This window comes from Cellulomonas sp. NPDC055163, assembly GCF_053607065.1.
In genome coordinates this window covers 246,996-266,461 of the sequence record NZ_JBSGSU010000002.1, presented here as the reverse complement: position 1 = coordinate 266,461, position 19,466 = coordinate 246,996, and the positions used below count along the sequence as shown (strand labels likewise).

Genomic DNA, 19,466 nt, shown 5'->3' with positions numbered 1-19,466 from the left:
GCCCGTGGTCGATGACCTGATCCGCCGCCCCTCGCGGCCCGCACGCCGCCCCGTGCCACGCGGTCGCCGAGGGCCGGTCGAGCGCTGGCACGAGGTGGAGCGGACCGTCGCGGGGCTCGTCGACCGCCACCGGCACGCCCGCGCGTGGCTCGTCGGGCTGCTCGTCGGCGTCGTCGTGCACTCGCTCGCCGCCGCGCTCGTGGCGGTCGTCGCGCTCGGCGGTGCCGCGGGCCCGGTGGGCCTGCTGCCGGCGCTGGCCCCGGCCGTCCTCGGCGCGGCGGCGGGCGCGGCGGCGTTCCACCCCCGGACGCGGCCCACGCTGCTCGACGTGGCCGTCGTCCCGATGCCGGTGGTCGGGTACGTGCTGCTCCTCGCCGGGCAGGTCCTCGGGCGCGTCGGTGCGGACGTCACGCACGGCACGGCGGCGACCGCCCTGGCCGTTCCCGCCACGACGGCGCTGGTCGCCGGGGTCGTCGCGGGCCTGGTCGCGCGCAGCCGGTGGGAGCCACCCGCAGGACCGGTCGTCGCCGTCACCTACACGACGCCGCGCGTCTGACGATCAGGTGGTGGGCCCGCAGACGGGCCCGTCGACGGGTCCGTGGGCCCACACCGCACCGCGGACGGCGACGTAGCGTCGTGGTCCGCCACCCCCGCCCGACAGGAGCCGTGCCGCTGTGATGACCCGCCTCGCCCGCGCGGCGCACCCGTCCGACCGCGGGGCGAGCACGCTCGAGACGCTCGGGATCGTGGTGGTCGCGGCCCTGCTCGTCACGGGCGTGACGTTCTCGATGGCGGCGTACCCCGGCATGATCACGAACGCGCTCTGCCGGTTCACCACCGCGGTCGGGCTCGGGCCGGGCGGCTGCGAGGGCAGCGACCCGCAGGCCGAGGACCCCGTGACCGACGACGACTTCCGGCCCCCGGTCTGCATGCTCTACGAGGAGAGCGAGCAGTACTCCGCCGAGTTCAAGGTCTGGTTCTTCACGTTCGGCGAGAACTCCGGGTTCATCGTGCAGGAGTTCGCGGACGGGACGGTCCGGGTCACGGCGACCGACGGCGCGGGCATCGGCGCGGGCGGCTCCGTGTCGAGCTCGACGTTCGACGCGGGCAAGCTCGGGGACGGCGACAACGCGGGCCTCGACATCGACCTCGGCGGCGGCGTGAAGTTCTCCTACGGCGACACGTGGGTCTTCGACGACCGCGACCAGTGGGAGGAGATGGAGGAGCAGCTCGACGACTACCTCCTCCAGCAGGAGATGCTCAAGCACGAGGGCGGCGTCTGGGCGGCCAAGTCGATGGGCTGGAAGGAACAGCCCAAGGACCCCGAGGTCTCCTACGTGCGCACCGAGCTCGAGCTGTCCCTCGAGGCAGCGCTCGGACTGCGTGACCCCGTCGGACCGGTCGGACCGAAGGGTGAGCAGGAGTTCTTCGACCCGAACGTCGGCCTCACGCTCGAGGCCACCGCGGGCGGCGCCGTGATCGTCGAGACGAACCACGACACCGGCGACCAGAGCTGGACGTACGAGGTCAGCGGCTCGGCGGCTGCGGGCGCCGAGGTCGTCGTCGGGCAGGGCTCGGTCGAGGGCTCCGTCAAGGGTGCGTTCACGGTGACGCGCGGCGAGGACGGTGACGTCACGCAGCTCGTGTTCCAGAGCACCCGTGAGGTCGGCGTGAACGGCGGGCTCGGCAACGACTCGTTCGAGCAGGCCGGCGGAAGCACGGGCCGGTCCGAGACCGACTCCTACGTGACGACGACGACGCTCGACGTGACCGACGAGAACCGCGACCTCGTCGACGCGTGGCTCGCCGAGCGCAACGACGCCGGGGTCGCGCTCACGCTGCCGTTCGGGGCGATGGAGCCGCGCAACCCGTCCGACGACCCGTTCCTCCAGCTCATGTACGAGGAGGCGACGATGAGCCAGCTGACCTACCACAACGTCAAGGACAAGACCGAGTTCGAGGCCGCCATCAAGAAGGGCTGGGAGTTCGGGTTCGCGGTCAGCGCCGAGAACGCCACCGCGAGCCTGACCGACGCCGACTTCCTCGGCGCACCCGGCCAGGACGGCACGCGCGTCATCCTGCCCGACACCGAGTGCAAGTGACGGAGGGGACGACGGTGACGTTCGCGAGCTTCGTGCGGCCCTGGGCGGCCGGACTGGTCGGCTTCCTGGTGGGCGAGTACGGCGCGGGCGCGCTGCTCGCGTCGCTCGTGCGGTCCGGTGACCGCGAGCAGGCCCTCGCGCTGAGCTGGCTGCCGTGGGTCGCCGCGCCCGTGCTCGGCGCGGTGCTGGCGACGCTCGCGGTGCGGGTCGTCGCGACGACCCGGTGGTGGCACTGGCTCGTCGCGGTGCTCCCGGTGCCGCTCGGGGCGATCGGCGTGACCGCCGCGGTGATCGTCGTGACCGGCGCCGCGGCGACGGGCTTCGCGCTCTCCGTCGTCGCCCAGCTCGTGCTCGCCGCGGGCGTCGGGCTCGGCCTCGGTACGCTGCGCAGACGGGCCTGGCGACCGCCGGCCCCGGCCGAGCCGCCCGTGAGCTACGTCGTCGACCGACCGGAGGACCTCCCCGCATGAGCCGCCCGAACCTCGCCCGACGCACCCTCCTGGCCGCCGCGGGCGCCACCGTCCTCCTCGGGCTCGCCGCCTGCTCCTCGGGCAGCGGCACTCCCGAGGGCTGGACCCGCGTCGAGGACGGCTGGCTCCAGGTGGACGTCCCTGAGGGCTGGGTGGAGACGGGCGGGCTCAGCGACCGCTGGACGACGTCCTGGCAGGACTCCGAGGGCGCGGACGCGACCGTGCAGCTCGCGGCGAGCCCCGCCCTCGGCTACTACCGGGCCGCGGAGGCGCGCGGGATCATCCTCGCGAACGCGCAGGTCGGTGGGCTTCCCGGCTTCGCGGTGACGAGCCAGTCGGACCCCGTCGACACCGACGCGCTCGAGGTCACCCGCACCGACTTCACGTACGAGCCCGACGACGGGGGCACGTCGGAGGGCGTCCTGTGGGTCGCGGCGGACCGCGAGACGAAGAAGTCGGTGGCCCTGCAGCTGACCGGCGAGGAGCTCGACGAGGCCGTGGTCGAGCAGCTCGAGGCGAGCATCCGGGTGCTCGACACCGAGGCGACGCCGAACGCCTGACCGGCCGCCGCCGAGCGCCTCGGCGGACGCGCACCCCACCGCCTCGCAGTCGCACCCGCACCGCCCTCACGTCCTACCGGGACGGGCGCACCCCGGAATCGCCCGGGCCGAGCGCTCGCAGGCCGGACCGCACCGGCCCCGACCGCCGGCGACGGCCTACCCTGGCCGGGTGCTCCACGCCGCCCGCGGTCCCGTCCCGACGCCCCGCCGGCCCGCGCGCACGCGGCCCCCGGAACCTCGCGTGACCCGGCTCGCGCGCCCCCACGGCGCCGCGCGACCGCGCCCTCGCCCGGTGGCCGGCGCCGCCTGCGGGTCGGGCCGATGAGCGCCGGCGGCCACGTGCCCGTCGCCCGCGAGCCGCTCGTCCCCGAGGGACCGCCGCTCGACCCCGCACGGCTCGCGCGGTACGCCCGCCACCTGACGCTCCCCGGCGTCGGGGTGAGCGGCCAGCGCAGGCTCGCGGCGGCGCGCGTGCTCGTCGTCGGCGCGGGCGGCCTCGGCAGCCCCGCGCTGCTGTACCTCGCGGCGGCGGGGGTCGGGACGCTCGGGGTCGTCGACGACGACGTGGTCGACGAGTCCAACCTGCAGCGCCAGGTGCTGCACGGCCGGGCGGACGTCGGGCGCCGCAAGGTCGACTCGGCGCGCGAGGCCGTGCTGGCCGCGAACCCCGACGTCACCGTCGAGGTGCACCCGGTGCGCCTGACTGCGGCGAACGCGCTCGAGCTCGTCTCGCGCTACGACCTCGTGCTCGACGGCTCCGACAACTTCGCGACCCGCTACGTCGTGAGCGACGCGACCGCGATCGCGGGGGTGCCGCACGTGTGGGGGGCGCTCGACCGGTTCCAGGGTCAGGTCAGCGTGTTCTGGTCGGCGCCGCCGGAGGGTCTCGAGCCGGTGACCTACCGCGACCTCTTCCCCGACCCGCCCGCACCCGGGACCGTCCCCACGTGCGCCGAGGGCGGGGTGCTCGGGGCGCTGTGCGCGACGATCGGCTCGGTCATGGTCACCGAGGCCGTCAAGCTCGTCACCGGTGCGGGCCGCTCGCTGCTCGGGCGCCTCGCGCTGTACGACGCGGCGGACGTGCGCTGGCGCGAGCTGCGGGTGGCCGCGGACCCGACGCGGGCGCCCGTCACCGAGGTCGCCGAGCCCGCCGCCGAGCTGTGCGAAGTGCCCCCGGGCGGCTCCTCGGCGGGCACCGCGATCTCGGCCCGCCAGCTGCGGGACCTGCTGGACTCGCCCGCGCCGCCGTTCGTGCTCGACGTGCGCGAGGAGCACGAGCGGGCCGTCGTCGCGATCCCGGGGTCGGTGCTGCGGCCCGCCGGGACGCTGCTGCGGCCGCCCGGCCGGGTCGCCGCGGGGCGCACCGGGACCGCAGAGGCGCTCGGGGGTGGGCCGAACGCCGTCCCCGACGACGCCGATCCCGACGACCCGTTCGCCGAGCTCCCGCGCGACCGGCTCGTCGCGGTCTACTGCAAGTCGGGGGCGCGCTCGCAGCGGGTCGTCGACGCCGCGCACGCGGCCGGGCGCAGCAACGTCGTCCAGGTCACGGGCGGCGTGCTCGCGTGGGTCGAGGACGTCGACCCGACGCTCCCGCGGTACTGACGGGTCACAGCGCGAGGTCGAGGTTGCCGGGCGGGCCGCCCACGAGCCCCGTCGTCGGCGACGACGCGAGCGCGTGCTCCCGTCGGGGGATCCGCCCCGCGAGCCGTGCGGCGCGGCCGGCCTCGACCGCCAGGGCCATCGCGCGCGCCATGCGTGCCGGGTCCGCCGCCCGCGTGACCGCCGACGCGACGAGCACGCCGCTGCACCCGAGCTCCATCGCGAGCGCCGCGTCCGACGCCGTGCCGATCCCGGCGTCGAGGATCACGGGGACCTGCGCGTGCTCGGCGATCGCCGCGATGCTGCGGGGGTCGAGGATGCCGAGCCCCGAGCCGATGGGCGAGCCCAGCGGCATGACCGCGGCGCAGCCGACGTCCTCGAGCCGGCGCGCGACGACCGGGTCGTCGCCCGTGTACGGGAGCACGGTGAACCCCTCGCGCACGAGCCGGTCGGCGGCCTCGACGAGACCGAACGGCTCGGGGAGCAGGGTCACGTCGTCCGCGAGCACCTCGAGCTTGACCCACGACGTCCCGCACGCCTCGCGCCCCAGCTCGGCCGTGAGCACCGCCTCGCGCGCGGTGAAGCAGCCCGCGGTGTTCGGCAGCGCCCGGATCCCCAGCCGGGTCAGCAGACCCCAGACCGACTGCTCGCCGCCGGGGCGGACCCGCCGCAGCGCGACGGTCGTCAGGCGCGTGCCCGACGCGACGAGTGCGTCCTCGAGCCGGTCGAGGCTCGGCGCGCCGCCCGTGCCGAGCACGAGCCGGGGGCCGACGACGGTGCCCGCGACCACGAGCGGGTCGGTGCACGCGGGCGCCGCGCCCGCGCCGGGGTTGCCGGACCCGGTCGACCCCGTGCCGCCGGTCATCCGCCCTGCACCGCCGTCACGACCTCGACGCGTGCACCCGCCCGCACGAGCGTCGTGGCCCACAGCCCGCGCGGGACGATCACGTCGTCGACGGCGACCGCGACACCGGTGGGTGCCGCGCTGCCACTCGCCGCAGCCGGGGGAGCGGCGTCGCCGGGGGCGTCGGCGAGCAGCGCGGTGACGAGCGCGGCGACGCTCGTGGGCTCGGTCAGCGGGCGTCCGACGCCGTTGAGCGTCACGGTCGGGTCCGTGCGGGTGGAGGTCATGCGGGTCCTCTCGGGGGAACGGTGACGAGGTGGGCGTCGGGGACGGGCCCGGCAGCGGGGGTGGGGACACGAGCGCCGAACCTCGCGGGGTCGCACGCGCGCGCCTCGTCGGGCACCGGCCCGCCCGCGTACAGCGCGTCGAGCGCGGCCGCGGTGAACGGGGTCTGCAGGACCCCGTTCCGGTGGTGGCCGGTCGCGAGCACGAGGCCCGGGACCGGTCCGGGGCCGACGAGCGGCAGGTGGTCGGGCGTCGCCGGCCGGGCCCGCGTCGTGACGTCCACGAGCGGGAGCTCGTCGAGCCCGGGCAGCAGCGCCCGGGCGTCGCGCAGCAGCGCGAAGACGTCGCCGGAGCGCGTCCCCGCGGCGGGTTCGCGCTCGTCGCTCGTCGCGCCGACCACGACCTCGCCGGACGGGCGCGCGACGACGTACACGGGCCGGTGCTGGACCGTCCCGCGCACGACGGGCAGGTCGCGGAAGCCCCGCACGTGCCGGGCGTCGAGCCGCAGCGTCGTGCCGAGCACGGGCCGCACGGGGACCGGCACGTCCGGCGCGTCGCGCACGACGGACGCCGACGCCGCACCCGCCGCCAGCACCACGAGACCGGCCGGGTGCACGCCGCCGCGGTCGTCGCGCACGCCGACGACGTCGACGCCCCGACCCCGCACGAGAGCGGTCGCCGCCGCCTCGACGACCCGGAGCCGACCGCCGACCGGCGCCGGGCCGCCGGCGCCGAGACCGAGCGCGGTGCGCAGCGCGGTCACGACGGCACGGGGATCGACCTGCCGCTCGCCCGGGGTCCACGTCGCCGCGCTCACGTGCGGGCCGAGGAGCGGGACGCGCTCGCGGGCCTCGGCCGGCGTGACCTCGCGCACGTCGAGCGCCCAGGACCGCTGGAGCGCGAGCAGGTCGCGGCAGCGCACGGCGTCCGCGGCGTCGTACGCGACGGTGAGAGTCCCCGACGCGACGAGCCCCACGTCGACGCCCGACGCCTCCTCGAGCGCCCGCGCGAACCCCGGCCAGAGCGCGGCCGATGCGAGGTTGACCCGGGCCAGCGCGTGCTCGCCGTGCTCGGCCTCGGAGACCGGCGCGAGCATCCCGGCGGCGGCGTGCACCGCCCCGGCAGACCCGCGCGCGCCGTCCGGGTCGAGCAGGGTGACGACCAGCCCGGCGTCGACCGCGCGCCACGCGGCGGTGAGCCCGACGACGCCCCCGCCGACCACGAGCACGTCCGGCGGGGACCCCGGGTGCGGCGCGGACGGGCCGTGGGACGTGCGGGTACGGGCGGCGCTCATCGCGCGTGCTCCCTTCGCTGGCATGACCCAGATCAGGTTCGACGGTCGGCTGCGACGCCCTCTCAGCCCCGCTCTCGTGCGGGGCTCCCGTGCGGCGGTCAGACTACGCTGCCCGGCATGTCCGATGTCCAGGCGCGGACGGCGCTGCGCGCCCGGCTCGCCGACGCCCACCTGTACCTGTGCACCGACGCCCGCCGGGAGCGCGGCGACCTCGAGCCGTTCCTGCACGAGGTGCTCGCGGGCGGCGTCGACGTGGTGCAGCTCCGCGACCGCACGCTCGACGTCGCCGACGAGCTCGCCCTCGGGGCCCTCGTACGGGACGTCGCCCACGAGCACGGCGCGCTGTTCGCCGTCAACGACCGGGCCGACCTCGCGCGGGCGCTGCGCGCGGACGTGCTGCACACCGGCCAGCGGGACCTGCCGGTCGAGGTGGCGCGCGAGGTCGTCGGCCCGGGCGTCCTGCTCGGGCGCTCGTCGGGCGGCGGCGGCCAGGCCGCACGCGCCGAGACCGACCCCGAGGTCGACTACTTCTGCGTCGGCCCGGTGCTCGCGACGCCGTCGAAGCCGGGCCGCGAGGCGGTCGGCCTCGGCGCGGTCCGAGCGGTGGCCGACGCCGCGCCCCGCACGCCGTGGTTCGCGATCGGCGGGGTCGACGAGGAGCTGCTCGACGAGGTCCTCGCGGCCGGCGCGCGGCGTGTCGTGGTCGTCCGGGCGCTCACCGACGCGCCGGACCCCCGGGGCGTCGCCGAGCGCCTGCGCGCGCGGGTCGCCGCGGCCCGCGACACGGCACGAGCGCCCGGCTGACGGCACGCGACCCGGCGTGCACCGCCACCGGGCACCCGCGGACGGGCGCCCGCGAGGCCCGCCGTGCCGCCTATCCTTGGCCGCGTGACCTCCGACGCGCAGACCACGCCGCCGCCCGCAGCAGACCCCGTGTCGCCCGCGACCCTCGCGGACGCGCCGACGGAGCACCGCCCCGTCCTCGTCGTCGACTTCGGCGCGCAGTACGCGCAGCTCATCGCGAGGCGCGTGCGCGAGGCGAACGTGTACTCCGAGATCGTCCCGCACACCGCGAGCGTCGAGCAGATCCTCGCGAAGGACCCGGCGGCGATCATCCTCTCCGGCGGCCCGTCGAGCGTGTACGCCGCGGGTGCGCCGTTCGTGGACGCGGCCCTGTTCGAGGCCGGCGTCCCCGTGCTCGGCATCTGCTACGGCTTCCAGGCCATGGCGCAGGCGCTCGGCGGCACGGTCGCGCAGACGGGCGCGCGCGAGTACGGCGGGACCGCGGTCGAGGTCGTCGCGGGCGGCACGGTCCTCGCGGGCAGCCCGGACGCCCAGACGGTGTGGATGAGCCACGGCGACGCGGTGCATGCCGCGCCCGAGGGATTCCAGGTGCTCGCGACGTCGGCGGGCTCGCCGGTCGCGGCGTTCGAGGACACCGCGCGCCGGCTCTACGGCATGCAGTGGCACCCCGAGGTCAAGCACTCGGTGCTTGGGCAGCGCGCGCTCGAGAACTTCCTCTACGAGGGCGCCGGGCTCGCGCCCGACTGGAACGCCGGCAACGTCGTCGCCGAGCAGGTCGAGCGCATCCGCGCGCAGGTCGGCGACGCACGCGTGATCTGCGGGCTGTCGGGCGGCGTGGACTCGTCCGTCGCCGCGGCGCTCGTGCAGAAGGCCGTCGGTGACCAGCTGACCTGCGTGTTCGTCGACCACGGGCTGCTGCGCTCGGGGGAGGCCGAGCAGGTCGAGGAGGACTTCGTCGCCGCGACCGGCGTGCAGCTCAAGGTCGTCGACGCGCGCGAGCGGTTCCTCGCGGCGCTCGCGGGCGTCAGCGACCCGGAGACCAAGCGCAAGATCATCGGCCGCGAGTTCATCCGGGTGTTCGAGCAGGCGGCGCGCGAGGTCGTCGCGGACGCCGGCGAGCACGGCACCGAGGTCAAGTTCCTGGTCCAGGGCACGCTGTACCCCGACGTCGTCGAGTCGGGCGGCGGCGAGGGCGCGGCGAACATCAAGAGCCACCACAACGTCGGCGGCCTGCCCGACGACCTGCAGTTCTCGCTCGTCGAGCCGCTGCGCACGCTGTTCAAGGACGAGGTCCGCGCGGTCGGTCTCGAGCTCGGCGTGCCCGAGGGCATCGTGTGGCGCCAGCCGTTCCCCGGCCCGGGCCTGGGCATCCGCATCGTCGGCGAGGTCACCGCCGACCGCCTCGAGACCCTCCGCGCCGCGGACGCGATCGCGCGCGAGGAGCTCACCCGCGCCGGCCTGGACCGGGAGATCTGGCAGTGCCCGGTCGTGCTGCTCGCGGACGTGCGCTCGGTCGGCGTGCAGGGCGACGGCCGCACCTACGGCCACCCGATCGTGCTGCGCCCCGTCTCGTCCGAGGACGCGATGACGGCCGACTGGACGCGCCTGCCCTACGACGTGCTCCAGGTCATCTCGACGCGCATCACGAACGAGGTGCCCGAGGTCAACCGGGTCGTCCTCGACGTCACGAGCAAGCCGCCGGGCACGATCGAGTGGGAGTGACCGCGGGCGCCCTGGGCTGACGCGCCGGTCGCCGGCGCAGGCCTCGACGCCCGCGCAGGCCTCGACGCCCGCTCAGGCCTCGACGCCCGCGCGGGTCCCGGCGCGCGCCGCGCTGCGCCGCCGCTTGTCCTCGTACATCTGCTGGTCGGCGCGCGCGACCGCCTCGGCGGTCGTCTCGCGCTCGCCGGCCGCGACGTGGTGCACGCCGATCGACGCGCCGGTGCCGAGCACCAGGTCCCCGAACGGCACCGGGCGGTCGAGGGACGCGCGCAGGCGGGTCACGAGGTCGTCCCCGGCCGCACCGCCCTCGTCGACCACGAGGAACTCGTCGCCGCCGAAGCGCACGGTGCGCGGCCCGGGGCCGAGGGCCCCGACGAGCCGCTCGGCGACCGTGGCGATCAGGGCGTCGCCCGCGCCGTGCCCGTGCGTGTCGTTGATCTCCTTGAGCCCGTCGACGTCGAGGAACAGCACCGTGACGCCCGTCGAACGGCCGTCCGCGACGCGGTCGAGCGCGTGGTGGAGCTGCTCGAGGCCCGCCCGGCGGTTCTCGAGCCCGGTGAGCTCGTCGTGCGTCGCGAGGTGCGCGAGCGCGCGCTCCGCCTCGAGCTGGCGACGCGCGAGCCCAGCGATGCGTGCCACGACGAGCGGGACGATGAGCACCGTCCCGACGGTGAGCAGCAGCCAGTCCACGTCGCCGTGGAACGCCTCCTGCAGACCCGCGAGCAGCGGGTTGAGGCCGAGCGCGACGCCGAGCGTGGTGAGCCGGGCGGGTCCGAGCCGGTCGCTCGGGGGCTCGGCGCCCTCCGCGACGAGCGCGTGCGTCGGGTGGACCGCGGCCGCGGCGAGGCAGCTGTAGCCGAGGATCCACAGCGTGGCGACCCAGGGCGCGTACAGGCCGGTGGCCGCGTCGGTCGTCAGGACGATCGCGACGTTGCCGGCGAGCGTGAGCAGCACCGCGGCGCACACGTAGACGAGGGCCGGGCGCGCGGCGCGGTGCACGAGCGCGGCGCGGAGCACCATGCCCGCGATGCCGCTCACCAGCACGATGAGCAGCAGCGTGTACAGCCGGATGCCGACCGGCGCACCGGTCGACTCGAGCGCGGGGTGCACCACGACGGTCCACAGGAGGCTCGCGCACGCGAGCCACAGCACCGCGGCCTCGACCAGGCCGCCGCTGTCCCGGCGGGCGAACGGCAGCAGGATCGCGATCGCCGCGGCGAAGAGCAGCAGGTAGCCGATCGGGAGGGTGACGTCGACGACGAGCCCGGGCTGCGCGCGCGCGACGCCCTGCCGGATCACGTCGGCGACCCACGCGATCCCGTTCACGGTGAGCACACCGAGCGCGGCGCACAGCAGGGTCCAGGACGCCGCACGGCGGACGCGGCGCCGGGCCAGCAGGACCAGCACGATCGTCAGCGGGATCGCGCTCGCGAGCACGAGGACCGACGCCCGGAGGACACCCGTGGACGCGAGGAACGTCACCACCAGCGCGACGCCGGTCAGCACGAGCGCCGCGTGCGCCGGGACGCGGTCTCGAGGCTTCACGTCCCTCTCATCGGTCGGGCGGTGCCGCCGTGTGACGCGTGCGGCGGATGAGATCGACGGCGACGCGTGAGGGCCCCCGACCGACCCGGCCGGGGGCCCTCACGACGGTGGGTGCCGGCTCAGCGCGAGGTGCACGCCTCCCCGTCGAGGAACGCGAGCGGCGACACCGCACCGGACACGCCCGCGCCCGTGTAGCCGAACGTGGCCGTGGCGCCGGGCCGGAGCACCGAGTACGGCTTGGCCGTGACGGTCACGACCGCGCCGTCCTGCGCCCAGCCCGCGCTCCAGAGCTTCGTGATCCGCTGGCCGCCGGTGAACGCGAACCGCAGCTCCCAGTCGCGCAGCGGCTCGGTGCCCGTGTTCGTGACCCACACCTGCGACGTGAAGCCGGTGGCCCACGAGCCGTGCACGGTCGTGCGGACCTGGCAGGACGGTGCCGCGACGGGCGGCTCGGCCAGCTCGAGGAGCTCGCGAGCCTGCTCGACGAACCAGCCACCGGCACGCGGGTCCTCGATCCCACGCTCGGGGTCGAGCGGGCCGCCGGTGCCGCGGTAGCACTGCCCGTCGGACTCGCCGGGGATCTTGATCCAGAGGAACCCGTCGACGACGTCGTCACCCGTGTCGAGCGTCGGACGCACCCCGAGCCCGCGACCCGGCGGGTTGCACCAGACCTCGGGGTCCGTGTACTTGCCCGCGGGAGCGGTCCACGCGCCCTGGCCGTTGCGGCTCGTGTCGATCACCGCGTGCTTCTGCGCCGCCCGGTCGCGCGCGAGCCCGGTGTCGGCGAACGCCTGGTCGTACGCGGCGTCGGACAGGCCCCAGGTGCTGATGTCGTCGGGGGTCGCCGGGTAGTACTGGCTCGCGCACCACGCGGGCTCCCACCACGTCTGCGTCGAGAGCGCGATGCAGTCGGACACCCAGCCCGCGTACCGCTCGACCTTGTCGGTGGGCTGGTAGTTCGACGCGTTGAGGAAGAACCCGTCGGCCCGCTCGACGCCGGCGCGGATCAGCCGGTCGGTCGCGTCGCCCACGCCGAGCCAGCCGTTGTGGGTGCCGTCGAGGTACGTGCGGGTCGCAGGGAGCGCCGCGAGGGCGTCGACCGCGTGGTTGAGCTGCTCGAAGCGGCTCGCGGCGGACGTCGCGGGGTCGGCCTCGGCGGGCTTGCACCACTCCGCCTCGCCGTTGACGTTCGTGTACCAGGGGATGATGCCGAGGCCGTCCGGCTCGACGACCACGATCGCCTCGCGGTCGCCGATGCCCGCGGCGAACGCGTCGACCCACGCGGTGTACGACGCGGTGTCGAGCGCGCCGCCCGCGGAGTACTGCGCGCAGTCGCGGTACGGGAGGTTGTAGGCGACGAGCACAGGCACGGCGTCCTCGGTGTCGGCGGCGGAGACGTAGGTGTCGACCGCGGCCTGCACCTCGGCGGGGGTCCCGGTCGTGAACCAGCGCGCCGACGGGAAGCTGCCGAGCAGGAGCGCGTCGTCGCGCGCCTGACCGGTCAGGGTGCCGGCGGCCTCGACGGTCGAGCTGGTCCAGTCGACGAACAGCCGCTCGTCGTCGTAGGGCGCGGCGGTCGCGGAGAACGGCGCCGCGACGAGCGCGGTGGCGGCGATCGCGGTGCTGGTCAGTGCGGCGGCGAGCGCGCGGCGGCGCGCCGGGCGCCGAGCCGGCCGGGATGGAGCTGACGGCATGGTGGGTCCCCTCGGTCCTGACCGGCCGGGCGTCGTTGCCTGGGCGGGCCGGTCCGGCGGTGGTCCGCGCGCGCGGATCCCGTCCGGCCCCGGCCCGGGCTCGGTCGTGCGGTCACGCTCGCCGAGCGGGGTGGGACGCGTCAACGGACGCACGAATGCCAAAACGATTCGGCAACGGCGCGGTACACGTCCGGGTGGGGCTCGTGGGGCGCTGGAACGCGGCCGTCGCCACGACGACCCCGGACCCGCCTCCGGCCGCGGCCCGGGCGGCTACCCTGTGCCGGTGCGGATCGTCCACGTCTCCGACTGCTACGCGCCCCGGACGGGCGGCATCGAGACCCAGGTGAGCGACCTCGCCCAGCACCAGTCCCGCGCGGGTCACGAGGTGCACGTCCTCACGGCCACGCTCGGCGAGGCGGGGGAGCGCGGCGGGGTCGTCGACGTGGTCGGGGGCGTCCACGTGCACCGGCTCGGAGCCCGGCTGCCCTTCGACCTGCCGGTCAACCCCGTGGGTCCCCGGCTGCTGCACGCCGCGCTGCGGGACGTCGCGCCCGACGTCGTGCACGTGCACGCGGGCGTGCTCTCGCCGTTCGCGTTCGACGGCGCCCGGATCGCGCTCGGGCACCGCCTGCCCACCGCGATCACGTGGCACTGCATGCTCGACGGCACCGTCCCCGCGCTGCGCACCGCGGTGCGCCTGACAGGGTGGGGCACCGCCCGTGCCGCGCTGAGCGCCGTGAGCACCGCGGCGGCGGCCCGCGTGCGGGACGCGTTCGGGACCGAGGTCGGGGTCGTGCCCAACGGCATGGACCTCGACACGTGGGCACCGCTCGAGGCGGTGAGTCCTGCCGGAGCCCGCCCCGGGCGGCCGGGCGACAGGGTGGCGCTCGACGACCTCGCGGCGCCCGACGGCCCGGTACGGCTCGTCGCGACCATGCGCCTCGCCCCCCGCAAGCGGGCCGTCCCGCTCGTCGAGCTCGTCGGCGCCGCCGCACGCCGGCTGCCGCGAGGACGCCTGCACCTCACCGTCATCGGCGACGGCCCCGTGCGTGGGCGCGTCGAGCAGGTCGTCGCCGCGCAGGGGCTGCGCGACGTCGTGACGCTGCGCGGCCGGCTCCCGCGCGAGCAGGTGCGCGCCGCGTACGCCGACGCCGACGTCTTCCTCGCGCCCGCCGAGCTCGAGGCGTTCGGCATCGCGGCGCTCGAGGCGCGCACCGCGGGGCTCGCGGTCGTCGCGCGCCACGGCACCGGGATCGAGGAGTTCGTGGTCGACGGCACCGACGGGCTCCTGGTCGCCGACGACGCCGAGATGACCGAGGCGATCGTCCACCTCGCGCGGGACGAGCGGCTGCTCGCCGGGATCCGTGCGCACAACCGCTCGGTGCGGCCGGCGTTCGGGTGGCCGCGCGTGCTCGAGGCGGCCGACGCGGAGTACCGCCGGGCCGTCGCGCTCGCGCGCTGACACCTGGTCCCCGGGCCCGGCCCGCCGTCCCCGAAACGGACAAAAGCCCTGGTGAGGGGCGTGTGACCGCCTGAGCCGGGCGGATCCCGTGCATGACCAACGTCCCTGCCCGAGCTCCTGACGGCGGGGGACTCTTGTCATGTCAGCCCCACGGGGCGACCGGATCTGGTACCTGCCAGAGCCGCATCCGGGGGTAGTCGGGAAACGGAGCAGGACAATGAACAACGGGGCCAGGACCGCTCGCATCATCGGTGCCATCACCGCGATCGCGGGGCTCTTCCTCATCATCGCCGGTGGCGTCACCTGGGGCACGGTCTCGGGTCGCCTGGCCGACGAGAAGATCACCGTGGCCGAGGACGCCGCGAGCTTCGCGGGCCAGCCCGTCACGAGCCCGTGGACGGCCTTCGCCGAGGCCGACATCATCGCCCACCACTCGCTCGAGGCGACCGAGGGCAAGACGTACGCGGAGCTCGACCGCGAGGACCCGCTGCGCGCCACGGCCATGAACGGCTCGTTCCTCCGCGCGTCGCTCTTCACGTCGGTCGTCGCGTTCGGCGTCGCAGCCCTGGTCATGGGCCTGGGTCTGCTCTTCATCCTCGTCGGCTACGCCGTGTGGGTCCTCGCCGGTCGCTCGGCGGTCACCCCCGAGACCGCGGCGCAGGGCGTCCCGGTCACCGTCTGACGTTCCTCACGCACGGCCTCGGGCCGGTCACGACAGCCCTCCGCTGTCGGGACCGGCCCGAGGCCGTGCGTGCGTGCGGCTCCGGCCGCGTCAGCGGCTCCCGCCGCGCCGGCCCTTGAGCAGCGAGCCGACGAGCATCGCCGCACCCGCCGCACCGAGCAGGACGATGAGCGCGAGCTCGACGTCGAGCGTGTAGCCCGCCGAGAGCGCGAGCACGCCGATGCCGACCGCGACGATCACGAGGCCCCAGACGAACGTGCCGACACGCACACCCCGTCGCACGGGTTCCTCGGCCTCCGGCGCCGGTGCCGCGGCTGCGGCCGGTGCGTCCGGTCCGGGCGCAGCGCCCGAGGCCGGTACCGCGGCCGGGCTGCCCGGTGCCGGGGCGGGCTCGTCGAACGCGCTGAGCGGGTCCGTCGAGGCCGTGGGGTAGGCGGCCGTCGTCGCCTCGGGTGACGTCCCGTACGCGCGCTCGGAGCCGGGTGCCGCCGGGTCGGGCGTCGTGCCGGCTGCCGGGGTCGTGGGGATCTTCTCGGTGGGTCCGTCGGTGCTCATCGTGCCTCCTCGATCGTGATGTCTCCTGCGCCGAGGGTCACGACGAGCGCGAGCTCGGGTGCGGTCCCGTCGACGACCTCGTCGCTGCGGTAGCTGCGCTCGCCGAGACCCACGCCGCCGCTCTTCTCGTGCGGCTCGTCGACGGCCCAGGTGATGTCGCCCGCGCCGAGCGTCACGTCGGCCACGACCGCGGCGCCCTCGGGCACGATCACCCGGAGCGTCCCGGCGCCCATGTCGACCGGCACGCGCAGCGTCTCGTCGGTGAGGTCGATCGCCGAGAGGTCGACCGTGCTGTCGCCGAGCCCGAGGTCGTAGCCCCGGGTCGCGATGTCGCGCTCGGTCACGACGAAGTCGGTGTCGGCGATCGCGGCGTGCGAGTCGCCGTCCCAGCTCCAGTCGCGGTCACCGGCCCACGCGAGGGGCAGCACGACGAGGGTCGTGAGCACCGCGAGCGTGCCGAGGCCGCTGCTGCGCCGGCCGCGCAGGCCCGACACCATCGTGGCGAGACCGAGCAGCACGATCGCCACGGCGCCGCCGGTGAGGCCGACCGAGCCGGTGAAGTCCCCGGTCCGCTCGGCCGCGAGCAGGACCGCGAAGGTGAGCAGGACGAGCGCGGCGACGACACCGAACGTCGTGCTGCCCGGTCCGGGCGTGGTCGCCCGCGGGGCGCGCGGCGGGGGCGGCGGTGCGGGGGCCCAGCCCTGCGTGGGGTACGGCGGGGTCGGGTACGGCTGTGCCGCGTACGGCTGGGCGGGCTGCGGCTGCCCGTACTGCGGCTGTGCGGGGTAGGGCGGGGCCGGGTAGGACTGGGCCGCCGGGTAGGGAGCCGTGGGGTAGGGGGCGGACGGCGCCGGCTCGGACGCCTTGGTCAGGCGCACGGGACCGTCGGACATGGTCCCGGTGGCGTCGGAGCCCGGTCCCGTGGTGCCGGATCCTGCGGTGCCCGGGCCCGCGGCGCCGAACCCGGTCGCGCCGGGCGCCGCGGGAACCGGGATCCCCGGGTAGGGACCGTAGGGCGGGGGTGTCCGGCGGCTGCTCGCGGCCTTCACGACGAGCACGACCGCGACGACGACCGCCGCTACCCACAGCAGGCCGTTGAGCCACCCGAAGTCCCGGCCGCCCCACCAGCCGAACCAGTGGTCGTTGCGGTTCAGACCCACGACGAGCAGCGCGACCGCCCCGAGCAGCGCGGCGTCGAAGCGGCCCCGGATGGTCTCCTCGAGGTGGATGCGCCCGTCCGCCTGCTCGGGGAGCAGCGCCCAGCCGATCCCGTACAGCACCATCCCGAGGCCGCCGAGCAGCACGCTCGCGCCGAGGATGCCGCGCACCAGCAGCGGGTCCACGCCGAGCCGCAGCGCGATGCCGCCGGCGACGCCGCCGATCCAGCGCTCGTCGCTGCGGACGAGCCCCGAGCGGCGCACGGAGGCGAAGAACGCGCTGCCGCCGGGCGGGGCGGGCGGCGGCGCGGTCGCGGGGGAGGTGTACGACGAGGGCGCCGGTCCGGGCTCCGAGGGTCGGGGCTCCGCCGGGTCGGGAGTCTGCGTGTCCATGGATCGATCGTGGTGCCCGGGCGTGCCCCCGGGCATCGGGGGGCGCCCCTGACACGACCCTGATTCCCGTCCGCGGTACCCCTGATCCTCCCCCGGACGGGGTCTCGGGGGAGCCGGGACGTGTGACGATCAGGGGGTGAGCACCTCTCCTGCCCCGGCCGGCCGGGCGCCGGCGCCCGGTGTGCCCCGGGGGGCCCCCGGTGCCGGCGTCGTGCGCCTGCCGCTGCGCCGCCCGCCCCACGGTCGGCGGCTCGGCGGCGTCGCGCTCGGGATCGCGGCGCACCTGGACGTGCGGGTGTCGCACGTGCGCCTCGCACTGGTCGGTCTCGCGCTCGTGGGGCTCGGCGTCCCCTTCTACCTGTTCCTGTGGCTCACGGTCCCCACGGGCGACCCGGCAGCCGCGGCGGGCGAGGTCCGGCCGGCGACGCTGACCCGGCTCGCGCAGCGCCAGCTCGGCCCCGAGGGCGCGGCGGCGCGCTGGCCCGTGACGGACATCGCCGTCGCGATCGTGCTGCTCGTCGGTGCGGGCGCGCTCGTCGCGACGCGGCAGGGTGCCGAGCTTGGCATGACGTGGGTCGTGCCGTCGATCATCCTGCTCGCGGGCGCCGGGCTCGTGTGGAGCCAGCTCGACTCCGTGCAGCGCGGGCGGTGGCGCGAGCGCGCGGGCGGGGGCCGCATGCCCGTGAGCGTCCTGCGCCTCGTCGGGGGCCTCGTGCTGACCGGGGTCGGGATCCTGCTGCTCGTCGCGCAGGAGGTCGCGCCGGGCGCGCTCGTCCAGTCGACGATCGCCGCGGCCGCAGTGCTCGCCGGGGTCGCGCTCGTCATCGCGCCCTGGTGGCTGCGGCTCGTGCGCGAGCTCGGCGACGAGCGGGCGGCGCGGGCGCGGGAGTCGGAGCGCGCCGACATCGCCGCCCACCTGCACGACTCCGTGCTGCAGACCCTCGCACTGATCCGGGCGCGCGCGGACGACCCCGCCGAGGTCGCTCGCATGGCGCGCGCGCAGGAGCGCGAGCTGCGCGAGTGGCTGTACGACGACCGGCCCGCGCCCGGTACGTCGGTCGCCGCGGCACTGCGGGCCATCGTCGCCGAGGTCGAAGACGGGCGCTCCGGCCCCGGGGGCGAGGTCGTGACCATCGACACGGTCGTCGTGGGTGACCGGGTGCCCGACGCGGCGACCGAGGCTCTGCTGCAGGCGACGCGCGAGGCGCTCGTCAACGCCGTGGTGCACGGGCGCCCGCCCGTGTCGCTGTACCTCGAGGTCCGGCCCGACGTCGTCGAGGTGTTCGTGCGCGACCGCGGCGAGGGCTTCGACCTCGACACCATCCCGTCCGACCGGTTCGGCGTGCGCGAGTCGATCCTCGGGCGGGTGCGCCGGCGCGGAGGTACGGCGACCGTCCGGTCGAAGGACGGCACCGAGGTGCACCTGTGCGTGCCCGTCGACGGGACGCACGACGACCCTGCCGCCCCGCCCGACCAGCGGACCGCCGCGTCCACCCCGGCGCCGCCCCCCGCCGTCGTCCCCCCGACCCCCGCACCCGGCGCGCCGCCCCGCGGCCCCGGTGCGCCACCCACGGCGTCCGGCGCGGCCGGCACCACCAGAGAGGCATCCGTATGAGCGCACCGGTCGACGTGGTCCTGGTCGACGACCACCTCATGTTCCGCACGGGGGTCAAGGCGTCGCTCGACGACCGTGTCCGGGTCGTCGGCGAGGCCGCGTCGGTCGACGAGGCGGTGCGGGTCGTGCGCGCGCTGCGCCCGCCGGTCGTGCTGCTCGACGTGCACCTGCCCGGGGGTGACGGGGGCGGCGGCGCCGAGGTCATCCGCACGTGCACCGACCTGCTCGGGGAGACGCGCTTCCTCGCGCTCTCCGTGTCCGACGCGTCCGAGGACGTCGTCGCGGTGATCCGCGCCGGCGCGCGCGGGTACGTCACGAAGGCCATCTCGGGTGCCGACCTCGCGGACGCCGTGCAGCGGGTCGCGGGCGGCGACGCCGTCTTCTCCCCGCGGCTCGCGGGCTTCGTGCTCGACGCGTTCGGCACCGCCGCGGGCGACGTGGCGATCGGCGACGACGAGCTCGACCGGCTGTCGGCACGCGAGCGCGAGGTCATGCGGCTCATCGCGCGCGGGTACTCCTACCGGGAGGTCGCGAGCGAGCTGTTCATCTCGATCAAGACGGTCGAGACCCACGTCTCGGCGGTGCTGCGCAAGCTCCAGCTCTCCTCGCGCCATGAGCTCACGCGCTGGGCCGCGGCCCGGCGGCTGCTCTGACGGCGACGACCCCGGGCCCGCCCGCCGCGT

Annotated in this window: 18 protein-coding genes; 11 read left to right on the top strand and 7 right to left on the bottom strand. The window is 76.2% G+C overall.

The features are described 5' to 3' along the window. Positions 1–4 precede the first annotated feature (4 nt). The 5 genes from ACWFNE_RS04880 to ACWFNE_RS04860 all read left to right on the top strand — a co-directional run bounded on the left by ACWFNE_RS04880 (position 5) and on the right by ACWFNE_RS04860 (position 4,734). Positions 5–556: a hypothetical protein gene (locus ACWFNE_RS04880; RefSeq protein ID WP_452121340.1), complete on the top strand. Its 552-nt coding sequence runs from the start codon at positions 5–7 to the stop codon at positions 554–556. A gap of 121 nt (positions 557–677) precedes the next feature. Next, complete coding sequence (locus ACWFNE_RS04875) at positions 678–2,102, top strand: hypothetical protein (protein WP_452121339.1); 1,425 nt, start codon at positions 678–680, stop codon at positions 2,100–2,102. Further along, positions 2,099–2,572, top strand: a complete 474-nt coding sequence (locus ACWFNE_RS04870) for a hypothetical protein (protein ID WP_452121338.1) — start codon at positions 2,099–2,101, stop codon at positions 2,570–2,572. Before ACWFNE_RS04875 ends, ACWFNE_RS04870 begins: the two co-directional genes overlap by 4 nt. After that, complete coding sequence (locus ACWFNE_RS04865) at positions 2,569–3,132, top strand: hypothetical protein (RefSeq protein WP_452121337.1); 564 nt, start codon at positions 2,569–2,571, stop codon at positions 3,130–3,132. Before ACWFNE_RS04870 ends, ACWFNE_RS04865 begins: the two co-directional genes overlap by 4 nt. A gap of 321 nt (positions 3,133–3,453) precedes the next feature. Continuing rightward, positions 3,454–4,734, top strand: a complete 1,281-nt coding sequence (locus tag ACWFNE_RS04860; protein ID WP_452121336.1) for a ThiF family adenylyltransferase — start codon at positions 3,454–3,456, stop codon at positions 4,732–4,734. 4 nt (positions 4,735–4,738) lie between these two features. Here the strand turns inward: ACWFNE_RS04860 and ACWFNE_RS04855 are convergent, their stop codons facing one another. The 3 genes from ACWFNE_RS04855 to ACWFNE_RS04845 are packed head-to-tail and all read right to left on the bottom strand — an operon-like array spanning position 4,739 to position 7,154. Continuing rightward, a complete protein-coding gene (locus ACWFNE_RS04855) occupies positions 4,739–5,596 on the bottom strand; it encodes a thiazole synthase (protein WP_452121335.1) in 858 nt (285 codons plus the stop codon). Beyond that, complete coding sequence (gene thiS, locus ACWFNE_RS04850; protein ID WP_452121334.1) at positions 5,593–5,862, bottom strand: sulfur carrier protein ThiS; 270 nt, start codon at positions 5,860–5,862, stop codon at positions 5,593–5,595. Before thiS ends, ACWFNE_RS04855 begins: the two co-directional genes overlap by 4 nt. Then, positions 5,859–7,154 carry an FAD-dependent oxidoreductase gene (locus ACWFNE_RS04845; RefSeq protein WP_452121333.1) on the bottom strand — a complete coding sequence of 432 codons (1,296 nt, stop codon included), beginning with the start codon at positions 7,152–7,154 and terminating at the stop codon, positions 5,859–5,861. The genes thiS and ACWFNE_RS04845 overlap by 4 nt, the downstream gene beginning before the upstream one ends. Before the next feature lie 117 nt (positions 7,155–7,271). Here ACWFNE_RS04845 and thiE point away from each other — a divergent pair, with 117 nt between their 5' ends. After that, on the top strand, positions 7,272–7,958 hold the full coding sequence (thiE, locus tag ACWFNE_RS04840) for a thiamine phosphate synthase (RefSeq protein WP_452121332.1): 687 nt from the start codon (positions 7,272–7,274) through the stop codon (positions 7,956–7,958). A 129-nt stretch (positions 7,959–8,087) separates the two neighbouring features. Next, the gene (gene guaA, locus ACWFNE_RS04835; protein WP_452121568.1) at positions 8,088–9,680 is read left to right on the top strand and encodes a glutamine-hydrolyzing GMP synthase; all 1,593 of its coding nucleotides are present in this window, start codon (positions 8,088–8,090) and stop codon (positions 9,678–9,680) included. A gap of 72 nt (positions 9,681–9,752) precedes the next feature. Here guaA and ACWFNE_RS04830 read toward each other — a convergent pair whose 3' ends face one another. Both ACWFNE_RS04830 and ACWFNE_RS04825 read right to left on the bottom strand, forming a co-directional pair. Next, positions 9,753–11,225, bottom strand: coding sequence for a diguanylate cyclase domain-containing protein (locus ACWFNE_RS04830; RefSeq protein ID WP_452121331.1), 1,473 nt, complete (start codon positions 11,223–11,225; stop codon positions 9,753–9,755). A 119-nt stretch (positions 11,226–11,344) separates the two neighbouring features. Then, on the bottom strand, positions 11,345–12,919 hold the full coding sequence (locus ACWFNE_RS04825; protein WP_452121330.1) for a glycoside hydrolase family 6 protein: 1,575 nt from the start codon (positions 12,917–12,919) through the stop codon (positions 11,345–11,347). A 283-nt stretch (positions 12,920–13,202) separates the two neighbouring features. Between ACWFNE_RS04825 and ACWFNE_RS04820 the strand changes: the two genes are divergently transcribed. Then, the gene (locus ACWFNE_RS04820; protein ID WP_452121329.1) at positions 13,203–14,381 is read left to right on the top strand and encodes a glycosyltransferase family 4 protein; all 1,179 of its coding nucleotides are present in this window, start codon (positions 13,203–13,205) and stop codon (positions 14,379–14,381) included. 217 nt (positions 14,382–14,598) lie between these two features. Then, positions 14,599–15,063 carry an aromatic ring-opening dioxygenase LigA gene (locus ACWFNE_RS04815; RefSeq protein ID WP_452121328.1) on the top strand — a complete coding sequence of 155 codons (465 nt, stop codon included), beginning with the start codon at positions 14,599–14,601 and terminating at the stop codon, positions 15,061–15,063. 90 nt (positions 15,064–15,153) lie between these two features. Here ACWFNE_RS04815 and ACWFNE_RS04810 read toward each other — a convergent pair whose 3' ends face one another. Further along, positions 15,154–15,618: a hypothetical protein gene (locus tag ACWFNE_RS04810; RefSeq protein WP_452121327.1), complete on the bottom strand. Its 465-nt coding sequence runs from the start codon at positions 15,616–15,618 to the stop codon at positions 15,154–15,156. After that, on the bottom strand, positions 15,615–17,168 hold the full coding sequence (locus ACWFNE_RS04805) for a PspC domain-containing protein (protein WP_452121326.1): 1,554 nt from the start codon (positions 17,166–17,168) through the stop codon (positions 15,615–15,617). The genes ACWFNE_RS04810 and ACWFNE_RS04805 overlap by 4 nt, the downstream gene beginning before the upstream one ends. Before the next feature lie 136 nt (positions 17,169–17,304). On the opposite strand from ACWFNE_RS04805, the gene ACWFNE_RS04800 reads away from it, so the two are divergent. Next, entirely contained in the window at positions 17,305–18,783 is a 1,479-nt protein-coding gene (locus ACWFNE_RS04800) for an ATP-binding protein (protein WP_452121325.1), read from the top strand. Next, positions 18,780–19,436, top strand: coding sequence for a LuxR C-terminal-related transcriptional regulator (locus ACWFNE_RS04795; RefSeq protein WP_452121324.1), 657 nt, complete (start codon positions 18,780–18,782; stop codon positions 19,434–19,436). The genes ACWFNE_RS04800 and ACWFNE_RS04795 overlap by 4 nt, the downstream gene beginning before the upstream one ends. Positions 19,437–19,466 lie beyond the last annotated feature (30 nt).